Source organism: Paenibacillus alkaliterrae, from assembly GCF_021532375.1.
GTDB lineage: Bacteria > Bacillota > Bacilli > Paenibacillales > Paenibacillaceae > Pristimantibacillus > Pristimantibacillus alkaliterrae.
On the sequence record NZ_JAKGAP010000033.1, the window covers coordinates 1 to 18,310 of the forward strand.

Sequence of the window (18,310 nt, forward strand, 5' to 3'; positions counted from 1 at the left end):
GTTAGGCCGCAAAAGCAGAGGTGGGTTCCACCTTTTGAGCCTGGGGAAACTTGTCTCTGTAGAGATATTGACCAGGAAGCCCCTACTTCAAGCGTATTAAGTAGGGGTAGTTCACTGATTTGAAACTCATAGGGTCGGGATTCCGTCTGAGGAATCAATATGAACCCATCTTGGGCAACTTGGTTCGGCTGGATCAGGGTCCCGTGAACTCGCAGAAATGAATGATTCGTCAAATAATGACCGATCGCGTTTCCCGGAATTCCCGAATAAAGCAGAAGACGCGGGGTTTCGAACGTACTTGCGGACACGACTACCGTCTTGGCCTTAAGAAAAAACGTCTTTCGATCCGGCGTCATGACCTCGATCCCGGCGACTTTTCCTCGATCTGCCGCGATTCGTACCGCTCTGGCGTTCACAGCCAAATCGAATGAACGCTTCCAGCTCTTTGTATGAGATGGGCCAGTGGAGAAATTCGGACGGAGGTAAACGAGGCGATGTGCCCGACCAAAAGAGAGTTCTCCCGCCCAATGTGAAGGTTTCGACAGCACCCGGAAATTCAGGGAGGGAGTTTCCAATTAGTTTGGATATTTTAGGATTTAGCCAATATTCCAACATACGCCCCCACCCCCCTAATGTAGGAACGTTATAAGCATGTGTCGGTATTGACAAATTTCCCCGTTCAATGATGCCGATCCGTTTTCCGCTTTTTCGCAGGCGATCGCATAGTCTCCAAAGTACTGCACTGCCTCCGGCTCCCGTCCCGATGATCAGAACATCGTATTCGTTCTTTTCCATGTCTGACAGTGGTGTGAGCGGAACCCAGGTGTCGATTATTTGCGGCGGAACAAGCGGGGGACAAGAAGGGATGGAAGTATGAGTATGGTGATGTATGGATGAATCCGGAATATTTATGTATTGTCCGGTAAGGGTTGCATCCGGTTGGGAAATATGCGGGTTGGTGATGAGGATGTCACTCAAAGAAACGTTGTATTTTTGGGCAATTTTGATCAGCGTGTCCCCGGCACTAGAAACATAAGCTTTGAAAGTCCCACCCCATTTCACGAATATAAATTCAATGTGTTCTCATTGAACGAAGCATAGACCTAACCGATGGACGCGGCAAGTAAACATAGCCCCGTAGATTGATGATAAAGAATCGGCATGTATTCTGAAACTGGAATTGTAGATAGGCGGTTAAGTATGCTATAGTAACAACGTTTATTGAAGGAGAGAGGTGAGCGTTATTTCACATACGGCGGATGAGGTTGCAGAGTGGATGCTTCATGAAGTGAAGGATAAGGGGATTTTGCATCAAGCCGCTGCCGTTGAGCATATTAAGAGTCATTTCGGCGAGTCGTTCATTTATGTGAATGAACATGGCAACGCATCGATCGACAAAGAAGTGAAAAAGGCGTTCCGCAAGCTTCACCGCGGCAAAGCGGCATGGGAACGCGACGGCTTCTTCTGGGGCTGGAGCTAAAACCCGGCAAAAAAAGCGGTAAAAATGAGCGGATTACGCCCATTTTCGCCGCTAATTACGCCGCTATGCTATTGCATTCCGCCAATAATGAGACCGGCGACCGCATACGACACGAGATGATGGTTGCGATGAGTACGGCCAAATAATTAACCTCTGACAAATCCACCATTTCACGTTCCTCCCTTAACTTATGTAACATTCTCATTGTATCAAAAAAGCAGCTTTTTCCGTTAGAATAATGTCCAATTATTGTGGAAAACTTGACAAAAGCAACTGTAACTATTAAACTTACAGTAAGCAAAAGGAAAGACGGCATGTTCTAGAGAATGTGAAACGTCTACTTTTTTAAAGCAAATGTATTTAATTAAGTTACAGTTAAGCGGATGATCATATTATAGGGATAGGTGGTGCAGGAGATGAAATTTAACACAAGCGACTGGGTGCAGGGAAAAACTAAGGATGGCGAGCTCATTCACGGGTTTATTGAAACGATTGATATTTTGCAAGGAATCGTAACCGTCAATGTCGTGAAATCGGATAACGAAGAGAGAGTCGGCCATATCGTTGCCGTTCGAGCGTCTTGGATTAAACGAGTACCCGACACTGCGTTAGAGGATGCCCAGCTTGTCCAAAATTTAATCGATTTGGCTTTAGCCACATGGGATGAGGCTTGGTTTATGGAGCTGACGGAATCGCTGAAATCGAAGGAACTGGCTGCATCCGAAGCGGATGCCCAATCGAGGGTCTATTTAGCGCTCAGAAACCGGCTGGGTAAATCCGCTTGATAATAAATAAAGACGAAGAGGCTGCCCCGAAGTGAACCTGACTTTGGGGGCAGCCTCTATTTTGCGTCATCCGCCATCAAACAGAGCTCAAACGCCCCACGGATCTGAAATAGAGCTAAAAACCAGCTCTAATTCCTCCAAACTAACCCAAATCGTAAATTTAGAGCTAGAAATTAGCTCTATTGTGCAGCGCCCTTCCATCAAACAGAGCTCAAACACCCCACGGATCTGAAATAGAGCTAAAAACCAGCTCTAATTCCTCCAAACTAACCCAAATCGTAAATTTAGAGCTAGAAATTAGCTCTATTGTGCATCGCCCGTCCATCAAATGACGCGCTCCCTTACTTAAGCTTGATCCCGATCCCGAGCGCCTCCGCACGCGTGACTAAATAATGAGCAACCGCCATATCGAACACCGCCATACCCATGGGGCAAAATAAAACGGGCTCCTCCGGCGGATAAGCCGCCAAGGCGCTTCGGCAAACGACATCCGCCAATGAGCTGGTCCCCGCCTTCTTGAGGCCGTACTCCCGGTGCAGCCGCTCGATGTCGGTATTTTCGCGGCAAACCTCATCCCAATCATCGACAATAATCGCCCGGATGCCGGCGATTGCGGCGGCCTCGTAGTCCCGCAGCGATACGTCGAGCAGCAGGCTGCCGGCTGCCGGCGCCGCATCGATATAGCGCCGATTGCTCACTGTACAGGTGATGACCAGATTGCATTCCTCGTACAGCTCCTGCCAGCTGTCCGCAAGCTTCGTGCGGTTGCGCAAGTCAGAGTCGATGCCTGCAAGCTCCGGAAAGTTCAGCTCGGGGCCGCGAATATCGTAGAGGTAAACCCGATCCAACCGGTCGCCATACAGCCTGCAGCACATGTCATAGTGAAGCCGCCCCACTGGGCCAAAGCCGATAATGCCGAGCCGGAAGCGCCGCGCTGCGCCATGAGCTTTTAAGTAATGGCGGATGAGCAGGCCGCTGACCGCAGCCGTGCGGGCGGCGCTGGGCATCGGTGTGTTAAGCATCGCGTATGGCAGGCCGGTATCGGCATTATTCAGCAGCGTAATGCTGTGCGCGCGCGGCAAGCCGGCATCGAGATTGCCCGGGAAGCTGGCGATCCATTTGATGCCGGCGGTTTGCACGGGGCCGCCGACGTAGGCGGGCATGGCAATGATCCGATTTTGCGGATGCTTGTAGCGTAAGTAAGGCTTCAGCGGCTGCGCATAATCGCCAGAATCCATGACCTGCACCGCAACCTCCACGCTGTCGACAAGCTCCGCCCAATGCAGTCCGATCCTGCGAATATGTTCATCACCGAGATATAGCACGGCCACTGTCCTCCCGATTATAAAATGTCTTTCCCGAATTGCTCCTCTACCCATTCATCGCAATACACCGTATCCATATAACGCTCGCCGCGGTCATGCAGGATGACAACGCATACGGAGCCATCGGGCAGCTCATGCTCGATCGACTTCAAGGCGAAGATAACTGCACCGGAAGAAGGGCCCGCCAGGATAGACTCCTGTCTCACGAGCCATCTGCAGCCGGCGACCATATCCCGGTCGGCTACGTTAATGGCATAATCCATAAACCGGGTCTCGCCGAACGGGGGCACGATGCCGGTTCCGAGACCGGGAAATAACCGACTCCCCTTCGCCCCTCCGAATATAACGCTCCCTGCCGCATCGACGGCGACTATCTTCGCAGCAAGTCCGTGGTCCTGCACATATTTGGCGCAGCCTAACATCGTGCCGCAGGTGCTGACTCCGCCTACTACATAGTCGACACGCCCCAGCTCCTCCGCGATTTCCCGCATCGTTCCCTCGTAATGAGATAAGTAGTTGTTCGCGTTGGCATATTGATTCGGCCAGAAACTGTTTGGAATACGTCCTAATAGCTGCTGCACGCGGTGTAATCTGGCAGGCAAAAACTCCCCGGTCTCCGCGTCCGCTTCCTCTACGAGCTCGATCTCCGCTCCGTACGTCCGCATGATTCGAATGTTCTGCTTCGTCGTCTTCGGATCGATCACGCTAATGAAACGCATGCCGAGATAGGAGCAGATGGCCGCCAGGCTAATGGCCATATTTCCTGAGCTGGACTCTACAATGACGGAGCCGGGCCCGATCAGGCCCTCGTCCCAAGCCGCGGTTATGATGCGCGCTGCGGAGCGGTCCTTTGCGCTGCCGTTCGGATTAAGCAGCTCCAGTTTGCCATAAACCTTGATGCCGCGCTCGCGCTCGCCCGCAAACAGCCTCGTCAGCTGAACGAGCGGCGTATTGCCGATCATAGACAATAAATGTTTTTCCACAGGACGCAGCACCTCACCTCTCAAAAATACAGTTTTTTCGACTTCACCGCCCCGCGCTCCAGCTGCTCATTCTCCGCTGCACGTGTTACTACAATGCCGGCGAGCATGCGGTTTTGAATCATTTGTCCGATCTCGGCTATTTTATGCTCGATCGCATGCTGAATATGAACAAGCATCGAATCTTCTAACCATTTGCTTCGAATATGAACGGACAGCTTGTTGTCACGCAGCCGGACGCGGAGCTCCGCATCCTTCACGAACTGGTGAACGACGCTCTCGATGTCATATAAGCTGATCTTCTCGCCATGCTTCAGCTCGTTGCCAATTCGTTTCGAAAGGCAGGAGAAGCATTGCCTTTGCCTGCCGCCGACCTCAATCGTTTGAAAACCCCGCACCACATCATAAGTGACATAGCGCATGGCGGGAAACAGGGTGCGCACGTAAGACGTAAGCACGAGCACGGCTTCGTTCCGCTGCAGCGGTTCAAACCGGGGATCGATCTGCTCGGCTGGAACGGCCTCTCCATGAATGCCTTCCGCCAAGACGTACAGGCCAAGCTCATGCGAGTAGGAGGCGATAGCGCCGATCTCAATCGAGCCATACGTGTCCAAAATATCGTCCGGTCCGATACCGAATCGTTCAGCGACGTTAGCCTGCCACTGCGGCGTCGCGATTTCGCCGACGAGTATGATTTTCCGAATGCCGAACTTCCGCGGTTCCGGCTCGGCGGCAACGATAGCGTCCAATATGGACGGCATCGTATAGAGCAGCTCCGGCTGGAAGGACGAGAGCCGCCGGACATGCTCGCTGACTGGCAAAGCGAAGGATAACGATTCCGCCTGAAGCCCAAGGCGCTCGAAGATCGTCTGCGCGGTACCGGCCGCATGGCCCGTTCCCATATCCGCTAATGCTTTTTTTACAGGGTACTTGCCGCTCTCAAGCCACTCCCGAAAGCAGGCCGTCTTGCTTGCGATATAGCACTCGTCGTCCTCCCCGGAATAATAAATCGCCTTGCGAATGCCGGATGAGGTACCTGAGGTTTTGTATACGGAGAGGCCGGCTTCGGTCCTCGGCTCCGGCGTGAAATAAAAGGCGTCCAGGATGTCCGCCGTCAAAAACGGCAGCTCGGTAAGCTCCGTACGGTACGGAGGATGGATTCCCTTCTTCTTTAGCAACACGCCGTACCAAGGGTGAAAGCGGCAAATACGATCGATATGCTGCTGAAGCGCAATTAAGCTCACCATGCGGTCTAAGCCTCCTAGGGATAATCACTCGGATGGAAAGGTTACTTAAGCATATGTCGCCAAATCCTGCTGGTTCAGCTTATGACGACAGCGGCCTAAATCCATTTTGCGGCGGCTTCGTATGCTAATAGGAAAACCGGATCGGAGCGGAGGGATAGCTTGAGAGGGAAGAACGGGCAGAAAGCGGCGGGTAAGAAGAGAGTGCGAATGATGAAGAGCGGGAAAACCGTGAAGCAGACGAAGAGAACGATGAGTGCAAGCAGCAAAAACAGCTTGGGGGCAGCCGAAGGCAGGAGGAAGCGCCGAATTTCGGACAAGTGGGCTAAGACGCTCGTTCTCTGGGCGGACCGGAAGCTGCGGAAACACATCCCAATGACGAAAAAACTGACAAAGGACAGCTTGCGGACCATGCTGCGGCAATATGGGATGGTGTACGTCAAGCCTGCTCGCGGCTCGCTTGGACGCGGCGTCATGAAAGCGGAAATGGGCGGGCCGGGAAGCGGGGGAAGTGCGAAGCGGAGCTATGCTTACCAGCTTGGGGAGCGGAAATCGGCTTTTTTGTCTTATAAAGCGTTTTATCGGTCGCTCCTGAAAGATACGAAGGGGGAGCGGTATATCGTGCAAAAGGGGATCCGTTTGCTGAAGCATAAGGGCCGGCCGTTTGACATTCGCCTCGTCGTGCAGCGCGCTCCCCGCGGCGGCTGGGCGGCGACCGGGACAGTCGGCCGTGCCGCCCATCCGCGAAAAATCGTGACGAACGGAAGCCAGGGCGGCAGCATTTACCCGACAGCCTATTTGCTGAAGAAATACGCGTCCGCCGGCAAGCGCCGGCTTATGCTGAAACGGATGGACCGGCTCGGTATCGATACGGTTAAGCGTCTGCACCGCGCATATCCGTGGATCGTGGAAATCGGCTTGGATCTCGCAATCGACCGTAAGCTGAAGCCGTGGATTCTCGAGGTGAACACCATACCCGATCCATGCCCGTTCACGCTGCTGCCCGACCAGTCGATGCTCCGCCGGATCATCCGGTACGGCAAGGGTTACGGCAAGACGTACCGCTTGAACTGCACCAAGGCGAAGCGGGGGCTGTAGTCCTGGTCCGAAAATGCGAAAAGCTCTAATCAGCCAACAACAAAGGCTCCATCGAAAAAGCGGTGCGGAAGCGGAGGCTCTCGACGGGATCGCGGAGATCGCGGCCGGTGAGCCTTGCGCATTTTTCCAGCCGGTAGGTTACGGTATTGCGGTGGACGAACAGCTGCTTGGCCGTCTCCGCCAGCTGGCAGTGCGTATCGTAGAACGTGCTGAGCGTTTTGAGCAGGTCAGTGCGCTCTTTTCCGTCTACGGTGAGCAAATCCTTGAACGTTTCCTCGTAATACTCCCTAAGCTCCTCCTTCGGAATCAGCCTCAGCAGGTTATTGAAGTTTTTGGCCCGATACGGCTGTATGAACTGCTGCTTGCGTGCATCGTAGCCGGACTGCAGCGCCTCGACGGCCTCCTTATAGGACAAAGGAATGTCGGAAAGCTGGGATACCGGATTTCCGATGCCGATGGAAATTGGAATGCCGTGCATTTCGCTAAGATTGCCGACCATAAGCTTTAGCTGCTCGATAAACTTGCTTTCTTTGCCCTCGGCAACCTCCTGATTCGAGTGCAAGGCGATAAGGAAACAGAAATATTCGTTCTTCGTAAACAGCACAAACTTCAGGTCCAGCCGCGAGAACTCGCTCTTCAGCACGTTGTAGTGGCGGTCGCGCTCGGAGATGAAGCGGCCGTCGGATTCAATCGCATGGGATGTGCGAAGCATGTCGAAGGACGTGTCGCGCTTGGCGACAGCGCTAAAGTAGACGGGGTGGCCCAGCAGCCCGTAGTTTTTGCTGCGATGCATGAGCTCTTGCTCGGAGGTAATGAGCCCGTCGACAAAGTCGGAGAAAAATTCGTTTTTGTACCGGCGGGACCGTTCCTTGACCGCTTGCTTCTTCATGAGTTCGAGTCCGATGACGTTAGCCGCTTGCTCCATCGCGTGCTTGGTCAGATTGCTGAGCTGCCTGCTGATATCGCTGGTTAAGGCGATTAGAAAGCCCTCCGGCTGAAAGGTGACGATCGGATGCAGTTCCGCTGCAGAATAAGACATAAGCGCGCGCAGCTTGGACGTTAGCGGGATTGTAAGCGAACTGGAGGAGGAGGTTCCCGCGAGTCCGGCTTGCAGCTGCGAAAGCAGGTTCCCGTGAAGCGGCTCCGTCATGGTGCTTGACCGAAAGAGCGGCTCCGAGTGCCGGTTCAAGAGAATGACCGGCGAATCGATGAGCTGAGCCAGCGCCTCGACGACATCCTGCGTGCTCTTGCCCTGCATGATCATTTGGGAAAATTGCTTATGCGTTGAGAGCGCGTAATGCAGTTCATCCGTTCGTTTCTCCAAGATGTGGCTGAGCGAATTGTTGGAAATATCGCCAAGCGATTGCTCCAGGGAAAGCTCGATAATCGGGAATTGCAGCTCTTCCGCACGGCGTATGACATCCTCCGGCACCTTCTGCAGGAAGCGCTTTGTCTTAATGGCCAGTCCCGCGCAGCCGACGCCGGCCATATTCGTGACGAGAGAAAGCAGCGCCCCAGGCTGATCCTTCATCGCGTAGCCCGTCGTCAGAAGCAGCTCCTGCGGCTTCAAATAGTGAATGATATCCGGTGCGTCCATGATGTTGACCGATTGGACGCTATTTGTCATACCGCCGTGACCGGCAACTACTTTTGCATTCGCGTAAATAGGGAGAGAAATGAGCTCCTTGAGCAGCAAAACGACATCACTCCTTACTTAATGTGTTAGTTAATATGACATAAATATACCACTCGATTTGATGGGTGTAAACGTACGTTTGTATAAGATATTCAATGACAAGGGGATATTTTTAGCTGCTGTGCACAATGACAATGCAATGAAATCCGTTTATGATGTAGCTATACATCGCCGATACATGTAAGTTAATCTAACATAAGAATGGATTGGGGCTGGGAAAATGAAATTAGAAGTGCGTCAAGTCGGTAAAAGCTTTGGAAGCAGAACAATACTCAAGCATGTAGATCTTACCGTTCACTCGCACGAGTTCATTTGTATATTAGGCCATAGCGGATGCGGCAAATCGACGTTATTGAATATGATTGCAGGTTATCTCTTGCCCGATGACGGCAGCATTACGGTAGACGGAGAAGCGGTCAAGGGCCCGTCGAAGTCGCGCGGCATGGTGTTCCAGGATCATGCGTTGTTTCCTTGGATGACCGTGCTTGACAATATCTCGTTCGGACCTGAGGTGCAGAAGATGCCGAAGGCGCAGGCGAAGGAAACGGCGAAGGAATTTCTGAAGCTGGTCGGGCTTGAGGCGTATGCTTCCCATTATCCGGGCGAGCTGTCCGGCGGGATGAAGCAGCGCGTCGGCATTGCCAGGGCGCTTGCGAGCCGGCCGGATATTTTGCTCATGGATGAGCCATTCGGCGCGCTGGACGTATTGACGCGGGAGACGATGCGGGTAGAGCTTCAGAAGATTTGCAGCCGGCTGAAGCCGACCATCCTGTTCGTCACGCACAGCATTAGCGAGGCCGTTTACTTGGCGGACCGCGTAGTTGTTATGAAGCACGGGGAAATCGCCCGAATTTTCGAGGTAGGCATTAAGCATCCGCGTACGTCCCAATCGGCGGGCTTCGGCGAGATGATGAGCAGAATCGAGCGGGTTCTCATGGATGAAGATCATCTGGAGCTCGCCCCGGCAAAGGCGGGATTGTAATCATGAACTGGCATAAATACAACATTCTTCCGTCGCTGCTGTTCTTTGTGGTCTGGGAGCTATTCTCCAGAGTGAATGGAACGGCGAAGTTTTTTAATCCGAACTTCCTTCCGGCTCCGACGCTGCTGCTGTCCGAGGGCTGGGAACTGGCGAAGACCGGTATGATTACCGACAGTATTGTCTCGAGCACCATTCGTATTTTACTCGGATTTGTTATCGGGAGCATTGTTGCGGTGGGCTTAGGCGTCGTGATGAGCAAATTTAGGACGGCAGAGCGATGGTTTTCGCCGATACTCAACCTGGTCGGTCCGATCCCGGCGCTCGCGCTGCTGCCGTTGTTCATTATTTGGTTCGGGATCGGCGAGTTTCCGAAGGTGCTGCTTATCGCATGGACGACGTTTATACCGGTGCTGGTGTATACGCTGGACGGCTTCAAATCGGTCCCTTCGACCTTGATCCGCTCGGCGCTGAGCCTTGGCGCGTCGGAGCGGCAAATTTTCACGAGAGTTATGCTCCCGTCGGCCGTTCCGAATTTTCTCGTTGGCGCGCAGGTAAGTCTCGGCCTCTCATTCTCCGCTCTCATCGTCTCGGAAATGATGGGGGCGCAATCCGGACTCGGCTATATGATCGTCGACGCCAGAAACTATTTTAAAATTACGAATATGTTCGTCGCCATCATATTGATTGGCTTGGAATACAGCTTTTTGTCCAGCCTATTGAAGCTCGTTGAAAGGAGGGTCGTGGTTTGGCGCAAGGGCGGGCTTCGCGACGCGATCGAGAAGTAATGCCGCAGTAGGGCCGTTCAGGCACGCTTGAAGCTAGAGGGATAAGAGAGAAGACAAAGAGAAAAAGTGGAGGGAATATCTATGAAAATGTCGGGAAAATGGTTTAAATCATCATCAGTTGTATTATTAACGTTAACGTTTCTGCTGGCCGCCTGCGGCATCAATAATTATGCTCCGGCCTCTTCCGGCGGCGACGCGGCGACGAATGCGCCGTCGAATGCCGAGGCTGCCACCGAGCTGGAAATGACCGATCTTACGCTGGTCGGCGTCCGCGATGCCCAAATCTCATCGCAGCAAATTATTGCCGATAAGCTGGGTTATTTCCAAGAGGAAGGGCTGAACGTAACGAGCCAGCTCATCGAGAGCGGCCCTGACATCGGTCCGATGGTTGCCGGCGGCAGCGCGCCTGTCAGCATTCAAACGAACTTCATGGATATTATTCTTAAATCGACAGACATTCCGGTCAAAATCATAGCTCCGCTCGCTCAAATTGCGGGAACGCAAGCCGTAGTGGGCTCTAGCAAGCTGGAGCTGACGAGCGCGAAGGATCTCGAGGGCAAAACGATCGGCATCCCGAGCGGTGCAGACGTGATGATCGCCATTAATAATATGGCTGCAGAGCTTGGCGTGGATGCGGGCAAAATCAAATATGTCAACCTGGCGCCAAGCGACGCGGTCGTTGCGCTGGAGAAGGGCGACATCGACGCCTTGGCGGCATGGGAGCCGTTCGTAACAAAGGCGATTCAAGGCGGCGGCAAGTTTCTGTTCAGCGGCACGAAGAGCGAGCTGCCTGAAAAGCAGGGCGACGTGAATTGGATGAGCGTACATACGACCATCCAGGTTTCCGACGATTTCATCGGGAAAAATCCGAATACGCTGAAAGCGGTCCTTCGCGCTTTGAAGAAAGCAACGGACTACATCAATGACAATCGCGAGGAAGCGATAAAAATTTTGGCTCCCGAGCTTCATCTGGAAGTGGCGGAGCTGACGGAAATTATGAACCGCAACGTGTATTCGATGGAGGTTAGCGACGCTTACGTGAATGGAAGCAACGGCCCTGCCGTCGGGGAATATCTCAAGTCGGTCGGCAATATCAAATCGGTACCGGTGCCGGCTTCGTACCACGACCTTAGCCTGCTGAAGGAAGTGGATGCCAGCCTGATTACGGTAGAGCTGAAATAATGGGCAATTGAGCTTCGTTTGCGCCGCGAGGCGGGAAAGAGAAGCTGCTCAATCGGGCCGCAGACCTCATCGTCCGCGGCCTGATTGTTTATCGGGCGGGAGGAAAAAGCTCCCAGCCCATGAGGCTGGCTTCATGGTTAGCGAGGTTTTGCCTGCATATAGTAGTCATATAGAGGGTCCGAGAGTATGAGAGGCGGGGGAGCTGGATGGGCGGAGGAGAAAAGCTGGATTTGATCATTAAAAAAGGCAGCGTCGTACTGAAGGATGAGGTGCGTGTGCTTGATATCGGCATTAAAGCGGGACGAATCGTCCAGTTGGGCGAGTCGCTCGCCGCTGATAGCGCCGAAACGACGGCCGATGCAGACGGGCTCACGGTTATGGCGGGCATGATTGACGTGCACGTCCATCTGAATGAGCCGGGCCTCGGCGATTGGGAGGGCTTCGAAAGCGGCTCCGCCGCGCTTGCGGCCGGAGGCTGCACGACCTATATCGACATGCCGCTGAACGGCATTCCGCCGACGGTTACGGTACCGGCCATGCAGCTGAAGCTTGATGCCGCGAAGAATAGGTCGCATGTCGACTATGCGCTCTGGGGCGGTCTGGTACCCGGGAAGCTGCATGAGCTGGAACCGCTGCATGAAGCGGGGGTCGTCGGCTATAAAGCGTTCATGTCATCGCCGGGCGATCCGAGCGAGGATGCCTTCCGCGAGGCGGACGATTATACGCTGCTCGAAGGGATGAAGATTATCGCAAGCCTTGGCAAGGTGCTCGCGCTGCATGCGGAGAGCGAGCCGATCGTAGCGAAGCTTGGCGGCGCTATGCGGGCGGAAGGGCGGCTGACGGCCGCGGATTACGCAGCCTCCAGGCCGATTATCGCCGAGCTCGAAGCGATTAACCGCGCGCTCTTCTATGCGGAGCAAACCGGCTGCGCGCTGCACTTCGTTCATATTAGCAGCGGAGCGGGCGTGAAGGCGATCGCCGCTGCCCGCGTGCGGGGCATGGATGTGACGGTAGAAACCTGTCCTCATTATTTGACTTTGACAGCGGCGGATTTGGGCCGGAAGGGCGCGGTCGCCAAGTGCTCGCCGCCGCTGCGCGACGAGCCGGAGCGCGAGAAGCTATGGACGGCGATTGCGGCAGGCGACATCGACATGGTGTCGTCCGATCATTCTCCTTGCCCGGCCCCGATGAAGGAGGCCGACAATTTCTTTGATTCGTGGGGCGGAATCGCCGGAGCGCAAAGCTCGGTCGAGCTCGTTGTCGGCGAAGGCCATGTGAAGCGCGGCATTCCGCTTCCGCTGCTGAGCCGTCTGCTGTCCGGCGCGCCGGCGGGACGTTTTGGGCTGGACGCCGCCAAGGGTGAAATTCGAATCGGCGCGGATGCGGACCTTGTTCTGATCGACCTGAACAAGCGCTATATTTTGGAAACGGAACAATTATATCAACGCCATAAGCATAGTCCTTATATAGGGGAGACGATGCACTGCAAAATAACGGCTACGTACCTCGGCGGGAAGCAGGTTTACCGGGAAGGCCAAGGCGTAAGTGACTGCAAGCGGGGCCGATGGGTTCGCTAGATCCGCGCTGACAAGAGAGGGGAAGCAGCTATGGGGCGAAGTGTTCTTGCTCATCCGCAGGAGAAGGAGAAGCTATTGACGTATTTTGAGACGCATATCATGAAGGTGCTGCATTGGCTCGCCTCATTTGGCCCGGACGAAGACGGCGGCATAACGCGGCTGCTTTACTCCGATTCGTGGCTGGAAGCGCAGCGGGCGTTAGCGGTCAAAATGTCAGGCTGCGGCCTCGTCACGGAGTTTGACGAGGTTGGCAACTTATTCGGAAAATTACAAGGCGAGGATGCGGACGCGCCTTCTATTATAACTGGCTCCCATATCGATACGGTTGTACAAGGCGGTCTATATGACGGGGCATACGGCATTGCGGCAGGCTTGCTCGCGCTTGATTATTTGAAGCGGCAGTTCGGCAAGCCGAAGCGCACGCTCGAGCTCGTATCGCTTTGCGAGGAGGAAGGAAGCCGGTTTCCGATGGCTTATTGGGGTTCGGGCAGCATCGCGGGAAAACGGAATTTTGAGCAAATCGTTCATTTGCAGGATGGACAGGAGATGTCCTTCGCGGATGCGATGCACCGCTGCGGGTTTGGCGAAGGTATGGGGCGAAATTGCCGGCGGGATGACATCGGCGCGTTCATCGAGCTGCATATCGAGCAGGGAGCCGTGCTGGAATCCGAGGGCATCTCTATTGGGGTTGTCGATACGATTGCGGGCCAGCGCAGGCTGAAGTTCGAGGTAGTTGGGGAATCGAATCATGCGGGAACGACTCCGATGCATATGCGCAAGGATGCGCTCGAAGGGGTGAGCGTTATGATTCAAGCGCTGCGGAGGGAGGCCGTTAAGCTCGGCGCGCCGCTCGTGGCGACCGTCGGCAGGCTGCAGGTGCTGCCGAATATGCCGAATGTCGTACCGGGCAAGGTTGTGTTTACGGTAGATGCGCGTCATGCGGATGAAGGAGTTCTCGGCAGCTTCTGCGATTGGGTCAAACGGACCTTTACTCAGCTGGCGGACGAACGGCAATTGGCGATTCATGGCTCGGAGTGGTTTCGCGAGGAGCCGGTTCCGATGGATGAACGGTTAAAGAAGCAGATGGACGATGTGTGCAAGCAGATGGCGATTTCTTCGAAGAGAATGGTCAGCGGAGCGGGACATGACGCCCAAATGTTCAAGCATATATGCAAGGCGGCGATGCTGTTCGTGCCGAGCAGGCGCGGCATTTCGCATTCGCCGGAGGAATTTACGGAGCCGCGCGATCTCGCGGTCGGCGTGCTGGTGTTGACGGAGCTGCTTTATCGACTTGGCTACGAGGGGGAAGAGCTGTGAAGGCTAAGACTTACAAGGATTTGTCGCCGTCGCCGCGCACCATTATGACGCCGGGACCTGTGGAGGTTGATCCACGCGTGCTGCGGGCGATGTCTTTTCCGATATTGGGACAGTTTGATCCGGAATTCACGGCGTTGATGAACGAGACGATGGGAATGCTCAGAGAGCTGTTCATGACCGATAATGAATGGGCGTTTCCGGTTGACGGCACGTCCCGTTCCGGTATTGAAGCCGTGCTTGTCGGCCTGATTGAGCCGGGGGACAAAGTGCTGGTTCCGGTCTATGGCCGCTTCGGCCACCTGCTGACCGAGATCGCGAAGCGCTGCGGCGCGGAGGTCGTGACGCTGGAGAAGGAGTGGGGCTATGTGTTTGAATTGGCGGAACTTGAGGACGCAATTCGGCAGCACCGGCCGAAGCTCGTCGCTATGGTCCACGGCGAGACATCGACGGGACGGATGCAGCCGCTTGAAGGCGTGGGTCAAGTATGCCGGGAGGTGGATGCGCTGCTCGTGGTCGATGCCGTTGCTACGATCGGCGGCATCGAGCTGGCGACGGACCGTCTGCTCATCGACGCAGTTATTGGCGGCACGCAGAAATGCTTGTCCGTTCCGGCGGGTATGGCGCCGATTACGTACAACAAGCGCGCGGAAGCGAAGCTCCAGGCGCGCAAAAAAATCGAAAGAGGCTTGCTGCTCGCTGACGGCGAGGATGATCCATTGCTGCGCCCGATCCAGAGCAACTATCTTGATCTTAGCCAGCTGCAGGATTATTGGAGCCCGGCCCGCCTCAACCATCACACGGAAGCTACCTCCATGCTGTACGCGCTCCGCGAGGGGCTGCGCCTCGTGCTCGAGGAGGGGCTCGAGGCGCGCTTTGCCCGGCATCGCGAGCATGAGGCCGCTTTAGTCGCCGGCCTTGAGGCCATGGGCCTTCGCCAATACGGCGATCCCTCCTGCAAAATGACCGTCGTCACCTGCATCGAAATACCGGCGGGCATTGACGGCGAGTCGGTCAGAGCGATGCTGCTCGACCATTTCGGCATCGAAATCGCCAGCTCCTTCGGCCCGCTGAAGGGCAAAATCTGGCGCATCGGCACGATGGGCTACAGCTGCAGCAAGCGCAACGTGCTTCTCACGCTTGGGGCACTCGAAGCTGCGCTGCTCCGGCACGGCCATCGGCTGGAAGCGGGCCGCGGCCTCCAGGCGGCGATGGACAGCTATAAGATTTAGTCTTGCTTATGGTATAATGATTCAAAGGTGGGTGATTAGTATGTCTATTTCAAAAGAGCAACTGAATCAAAGCTTTAAAGATAAAGCGTACGTTGAGCTTGAAGATCTAGTCCATCTTATAGAGGAAAACTTCGGTTATAGTGTTACTCTCAAAAGGAAAGATGGTCTGCCTTCACTAAAGGAAGAACAAAAGATAAGAATGACTTCATTGGTTTTTAAGGATGAAGGTGTTCTTACTCAGCTTCAACAAGCCCAAAAGGATCGTCGAGATGGAATATCCACATACAGTGAAAGCGAAGAAGAGTTTGCTCGCTTGCTGGATGAGGTCGGAAATGAAAAGTAATGGTTACAAGGTTTTATGGACCTCATATGCAAGAGTTGCACTTGCTCGTATGAAAGAATTTAAAGTTGATTCGATGAACGTATTTCGACGTACAATAGTCATTTTATCTGAAGAACCGAAAGAAAAAGCATATGGGGTTTCCGATTTCCCGGGTTTCGAGTTCAATGGCTATTACTGGACATTAATTGGTAATGTGGTAAACACAGGCATGTCCCATTACATCTTTTGGGGAATTGACCCCAATGAAGAATAAATTTTGAGCAAAGATGAAACAGTTGAGTTAATACTGTTTGTCTTTGCTTTTTATTTTTCTGGATCTACCAACCGGCGTTCACCTTCTACTACCCTACCGATCATCGACTATCAGCTCTCGTTCCAAGGAACGGAGCTGATCGGTTTACTGATTCCTTTTCCTCGGCCATAAGTGGAAGCATCGCACCAGAATGCTGACATTGGCGGAAGGCAGGCTGAAGCCGGAGAAGTAGGGAGCGGGAGCTGGAACAAAAAAAATGCCCAACCGACCGCCTTGTGGCGAAGAGTTGGGCGTTTCGATGAATCGCTGCGCTGATCAAGTCGGGTCCAACGATAACTATGGATCCGAAGCTGAGTCGCTCTAGTCGAGAACGGCTGAAATGTGGGCCTTCGTGATCGACCAGTGGGAAGCGGTCCATACTTTAGCCTTTTTGTCGATATAAAGGATTTGCGGCGACTCATGCTTCACGGACGTGTCCTCGGCGATCTGGTTCGAGACGGGACGCGACTCGATGACTTTCACGAGCACGTACTCCACATCTTCCTTCGGCTTGCCGTTCAAATAGTTGTTGAACTCTTGGTAAGCGTTCGAGCTGACCGGGCATGTTGTGCTGTGCTTGAATACAACGAGCGGGCGGGCCGATGAGTTCTCATAAACGTTATTCCATTCTTCGATGGACGTAATTTCTTTGTAGGACATGTTCGTTAGCGCTCCTTTTTGTCTGCGAGGCAGAAGTTGGTAAGTAACTATGTCCATTATAGCTCTTTTGGCGGAGTAAAGTCATCTTGAGGAGGATGAGGGGAAGAAAGGTGAGCCAGTCAGGCGAATTAATACGTATTATTATGTGTTTTTTAGTACATAATTTAATGTGTACTTGCATATAATGCTGTGATAATATGGAGGTGAGTAAATAGTGGTAAAGAAAGGGGTGTTAGCTATGTCAAAACAAATGCTGACGACGGTTGAAAGGGTTCGTAACGGATTTCAATTAGATAGTCACATTACCGTTACGCAATTGGCTAGATCTACATCTTGGAGAAGTGATTTGGAGAAATTCGACGCTATGCAAATACTCGATCGTAATCAAACGGCTGCAGTGGTGCTTACACCTGATGCTTTCCGTGCGGTTATGAGCTATATTGACATGATAGAAGAAGAGCTTGAAGCCAGACAAACGGAAACACTGTTGGAAGCCCGTGAGCATATGAACAACTGGGAATCGGGACAAGAGCTTTCAAGGAAGGCGAAGGAAAGCTTCCTAGATCGGCAGGAGCGTCTCCGTGGATTACTAGATGGCGATAAGTGATGAGTTAATTCTCGAATGGATCGATAGAGTTTCAGAAATAAATGGCCTTCAGATGGATCCTGAAGCGCTTGCCGACGACGTTGTATTAATGGCCTTAATATTTAATGTAGACAGTACTTTTGTACAAGGTATGAACAGTGTAGTCAGGGCCATTACACAGCTGATCGACGGGGTAGTTTCTGCTTCTCAGCTCGAGCAAAACGATAGCGGCTGGGATTCTTATCATTTTCAAAGTCAACGTGTGCAGGGGCATCGAGCTGATTTACGAGTCGTCTTCCAAAACGTTGATCATCATACGGTAAGGATCAAAGGCTTTGGACACAGGCATCTTCCATCTGATATTTACAAAAGACTGAAACCGCGTTAGCCGCTTTATTAGCCCCTATGAGGGCTTTTTTTGTAATATTGGCTCGTATGAACAAAATAGATCTAAAAAGTAGCGCTATAGCTGGCGGATACGACAGAAAAGGCCGCAATCGGCGGCAGGCTGACAGAATAGATCTAAAAATCAGCTCTAATCAGCACACTTTAGCTCGTATGAACAAAATAGATCTAAAAAGTAGCGCTATAGCTGGCGGGTACGGCGGAAATGGCCGCAATCGGCGCCAGGCTGACAGAATAGAGCTAAAAACTAGATCTATTCAGCACACTTTGGCTCGTATGAACAAAATAGATCTAAAAAGTAGCGCTATAGCTGGCGGATACGGCAGAAGTGGCCGCAATCGGCG

At 53.3% G+C, this 18,310-nt stretch carries 19 protein-coding genes; 13 read left to right on the forward strand and 6 right to left on the reverse strand.

All coding sequences use genetic code 11. From position 1 onward, the window contains the following. A partial coding sequence (locus L1N85_RS14990; RefSeq protein WP_235239906.1) for a GMC family oxidoreductase N-terminal domain-containing protein occupies nt 1-416 on the reverse strand: 416 nt, incomplete at its 3' end. 827 nt (nt 417-1,243) lie between these two features. On the opposite strand from L1N85_RS14990, the gene L1N85_RS14995 reads away from it, so the two are divergent. Further along, nucleotides 1,244-1,480, forward strand: a complete 237-nt coding sequence (locus L1N85_RS14995) for a DUF6953 family protein (RefSeq protein WP_235239907.1) — start codon at nt 1,244-1,246, stop codon at nt 1,478-1,480. Nucleotides 1,481-1,896: 416 nt separating this feature from the next. Then, entirely contained in the window at nt 1,897-2,265 is a 369-nt protein-coding gene (locus tag L1N85_RS15000) for an IDEAL domain-containing protein (RefSeq protein ID WP_235239887.1), read from the forward strand. 341 nt (nt 2,266-2,606) lie between these two features. Here L1N85_RS15000 and L1N85_RS15005 read toward each other — a convergent pair whose 3' ends face one another. The 3 genes from L1N85_RS15005 to L1N85_RS15015 are packed head-to-tail and all read right to left on the reverse strand — an operon-like array spanning nt 2,607 to nt 5,817. Next, a complete protein-coding gene (locus L1N85_RS15005; RefSeq protein WP_235239889.1) occupies nt 2,607-3,590 on the reverse strand; it encodes a 2,3-diaminopropionate biosynthesis protein SbnB in 984 nt (327 codons plus the stop codon). A 17-nt stretch (nt 3,591-3,607) separates the two neighbouring features. Then, complete coding sequence (gene sbnA, locus L1N85_RS15010) at nt 3,608-4,573, reverse strand: 2,3-diaminopropionate biosynthesis protein SbnA (protein WP_235239891.1); 966 nt, start codon at nt 4,571-4,573, stop codon at nt 3,608-3,610. A 20-nt stretch (nt 4,574-4,593) separates the two neighbouring features. Further along, nucleotides 4,594-5,817, reverse strand: coding sequence for a phenylacetate--CoA ligase family protein (locus L1N85_RS15015; RefSeq protein ID WP_235239893.1), 1,224 nt, complete (start codon nt 5,815-5,817; stop codon nt 4,594-4,596). Nucleotides 5,818-5,976: 159 nt separating this feature from the next. On the opposite strand from L1N85_RS15015, the gene L1N85_RS15020 reads away from it, so the two are divergent. Further along, nucleotides 5,977-6,912 carry a YheC/YheD family protein gene (locus L1N85_RS15020; protein ID WP_235239894.1) on the forward strand — a complete coding sequence of 312 codons (936 nt, stop codon included), beginning with the start codon at nt 5,977-5,979 and terminating at the stop codon, nt 6,910-6,912. A gap of 25 nt (nt 6,913-6,937) precedes the next feature. Here the strand turns inward: L1N85_RS15020 and L1N85_RS15025 are convergent, their stop codons facing one another. Next, the gene (locus tag L1N85_RS15025; protein ID WP_235239895.1) at nt 6,938-8,608 is read right to left on the reverse strand and encodes a PucR family transcriptional regulator; all 1,671 of its coding nucleotides are present in this window, start codon (nt 8,606-8,608) and stop codon (nt 6,938-6,940) included. Nucleotides 8,609-8,828: 220 nt separating this feature from the next. Between L1N85_RS15025 and L1N85_RS15030 the strand changes: the two genes are divergently transcribed. The 8 genes from L1N85_RS15030 (at nt 8,829) to L1N85_RS15065 (ending at nt 16,276) form a co-directional block, all read left to right on the forward strand. After that, a complete protein-coding gene (locus L1N85_RS15030) occupies nt 8,829-9,590 on the forward strand; it encodes an ABC transporter ATP-binding protein (RefSeq protein ID WP_235239896.1) in 762 nt (253 codons plus the stop codon). Nucleotides 9,591-9,592: 2 nt separating this feature from the next. Continuing rightward, on the forward strand, nt 9,593-10,375 hold the full coding sequence (locus L1N85_RS15035) for an ABC transporter permease (protein WP_235239897.1): 783 nt from the start codon (nt 9,593-9,595) through the stop codon (nt 10,373-10,375). An 87-nt stretch (nt 10,376-10,462) separates the two neighbouring features. Beyond that, a complete protein-coding gene (locus L1N85_RS15040) occupies nt 10,463-11,557 on the forward strand; it encodes an ABC transporter substrate-binding protein (RefSeq protein ID WP_407946434.1) in 1,095 nt (364 codons plus the stop codon). Nucleotides 11,558-11,763: 206 nt separating this feature from the next. Beyond that, complete coding sequence (locus L1N85_RS15045) at nt 11,764-13,134, forward strand: allantoinase (RefSeq protein ID WP_235239899.1); 1,371 nt, start codon at nt 11,764-11,766, stop codon at nt 13,132-13,134. 30 nt (nt 13,135-13,164) lie between these two features. After that, a complete protein-coding gene (allC, locus tag L1N85_RS15050) occupies nt 13,165-14,451 on the forward strand; it encodes an allantoate deiminase (protein ID WP_235239900.1) in 1,287 nt (428 codons plus the stop codon). A 44-nt stretch (nt 14,452-14,495) separates the two neighbouring features. Further along, nucleotides 14,496-15,680: a pyridoxal-phosphate-dependent aminotransferase family protein gene (locus tag L1N85_RS15055; protein WP_235239908.1), complete on the forward strand. Its 1,185-nt coding sequence runs from the start codon at nt 14,496-14,498 to the stop codon at nt 15,678-15,680. 40 nt (nt 15,681-15,720) lie between these two features. Then, on the forward strand, nt 15,721-16,023 hold the full coding sequence (locus L1N85_RS15060; RefSeq protein WP_235239901.1) for a hypothetical protein: 303 nt from the start codon (nt 15,721-15,723) through the stop codon (nt 16,021-16,023). Beyond that, nucleotides 16,013-16,276: a hypothetical protein gene (locus L1N85_RS15065; protein ID WP_235239902.1), complete on the forward strand. Its 264-nt coding sequence runs from the start codon at nt 16,013-16,015 to the stop codon at nt 16,274-16,276. The genes L1N85_RS15060 and L1N85_RS15065 overlap by 11 nt, the downstream gene beginning before the upstream one ends. A 360-nt stretch (nt 16,277-16,636) precedes the next feature. Here the strand turns inward: L1N85_RS15065 and ytxJ are convergent, their stop codons facing one another. Continuing rightward, on the reverse strand, nt 16,637-16,975 hold the full coding sequence (ytxJ, locus tag L1N85_RS15070) for a bacillithiol system redox-active protein YtxJ (protein WP_235239903.1): 339 nt from the start codon (nt 16,973-16,975) through the stop codon (nt 16,637-16,639). Nucleotides 16,976-17,213: 238 nt separating this feature from the next. Between ytxJ and L1N85_RS15075 the strand changes: the two genes are divergently transcribed. Together L1N85_RS15075 and L1N85_RS15080 are read left to right on the forward strand one after the other, a co-directional pair. Continuing rightward, a complete protein-coding gene (locus tag L1N85_RS15075) occupies nt 17,214-17,582 on the forward strand; it encodes a hypothetical protein (RefSeq protein WP_235239904.1) in 369 nt (122 codons plus the stop codon). Continuing rightward, nucleotides 17,569-17,949 (forward strand): DUF3237 family protein, encoded by a 381-nt coding sequence (locus L1N85_RS15080; RefSeq protein WP_235239905.1) that lies wholly within the window; start codon nt 17,569-17,571, stop codon nt 17,947-17,949. Before L1N85_RS15075 ends, L1N85_RS15080 begins: the two co-directional genes overlap by 14 nt. The last annotated feature ends 361 nt before the right edge of the window (nt 17,950-18,310 follow it).

Bases quoted from the DNA above. Each gene is read 5' to 3' on its own strand.
- L1N85_RS15000 (WP_235239887.1), top strand. From the start codon at position 1,897: ATGAAATTTAACACAAGCGACTGGGTGCAGGGAAAAACTAAGGATGGC.
- L1N85_RS15015 (WP_235239893.1), bottom strand. From the start codon at position 5,817: ATGGTGAGCTTAATTGCGCTTCAGCAGCATATCGATCGTATTTGCCGC.
- L1N85_RS15030 (WP_235239896.1), top strand. From the start codon at position 8,829: ATGAAATTAGAAGTGCGTCAAGTCGGTAAAAGCTTTGGAAGCAGAACA.
- L1N85_RS15035 (WP_235239897.1), top strand. From the start codon at position 9,593: ATGAACTGGCATAAATACAACATTCTTCCGTCGCTGCTGTTCTTTGTG.
- L1N85_RS15040 (WP_407946434.1), top strand. From the start codon at position 10,463: ATGTCGGGAAAATGGTTTAAATCATCATCAGTTGTATTATTAACGTTA.
- L1N85_RS15045 (WP_235239899.1), top strand. From the start codon at position 11,764: ATGGGCGGAGGAGAAAAGCTGGATTTGATCATTAAAAAAGGCAGCGTC.
- allC (WP_235239900.1), top strand. From the start codon at position 13,165: ATGGGGCGAAGTGTTCTTGCTCATCCGCAGGAGAAGGAGAAGCTATTG.
- L1N85_RS15055 (WP_235239908.1), top strand. From the start codon at position 14,496: ATGACGCCGGGACCTGTGGAGGTTGATCCACGCGTGCTGCGGGCGATG.
- L1N85_RS15060 (WP_235239901.1), top strand. From the start codon at position 15,721: ATGTCTATTTCAAAAGAGCAACTGAATCAAAGCTTTAAAGATAAAGCG.
- L1N85_RS15065 (WP_235239902.1), top strand. From the start codon at position 16,013: ATGAAAAGTAATGGTTACAAGGTTTTATGGACCTCATATGCAAGAGTT.
- ytxJ (WP_235239903.1), bottom strand. From the start codon at position 16,975: ATGTCCTACAAAGAAATTACGTCCATCGAAGAATGGAATAACGTTTAT.
- L1N85_RS15075 (WP_235239904.1), top strand. From the start codon at position 17,214: ATGTCAAAACAAATGCTGACGACGGTTGAAAGGGTTCGTAACGGATTT.
- L1N85_RS15080 (WP_235239905.1), top strand. From the start codon at position 17,569: ATGGCGATAAGTGATGAGTTAATTCTCGAATGGATCGATAGAGTTTCA.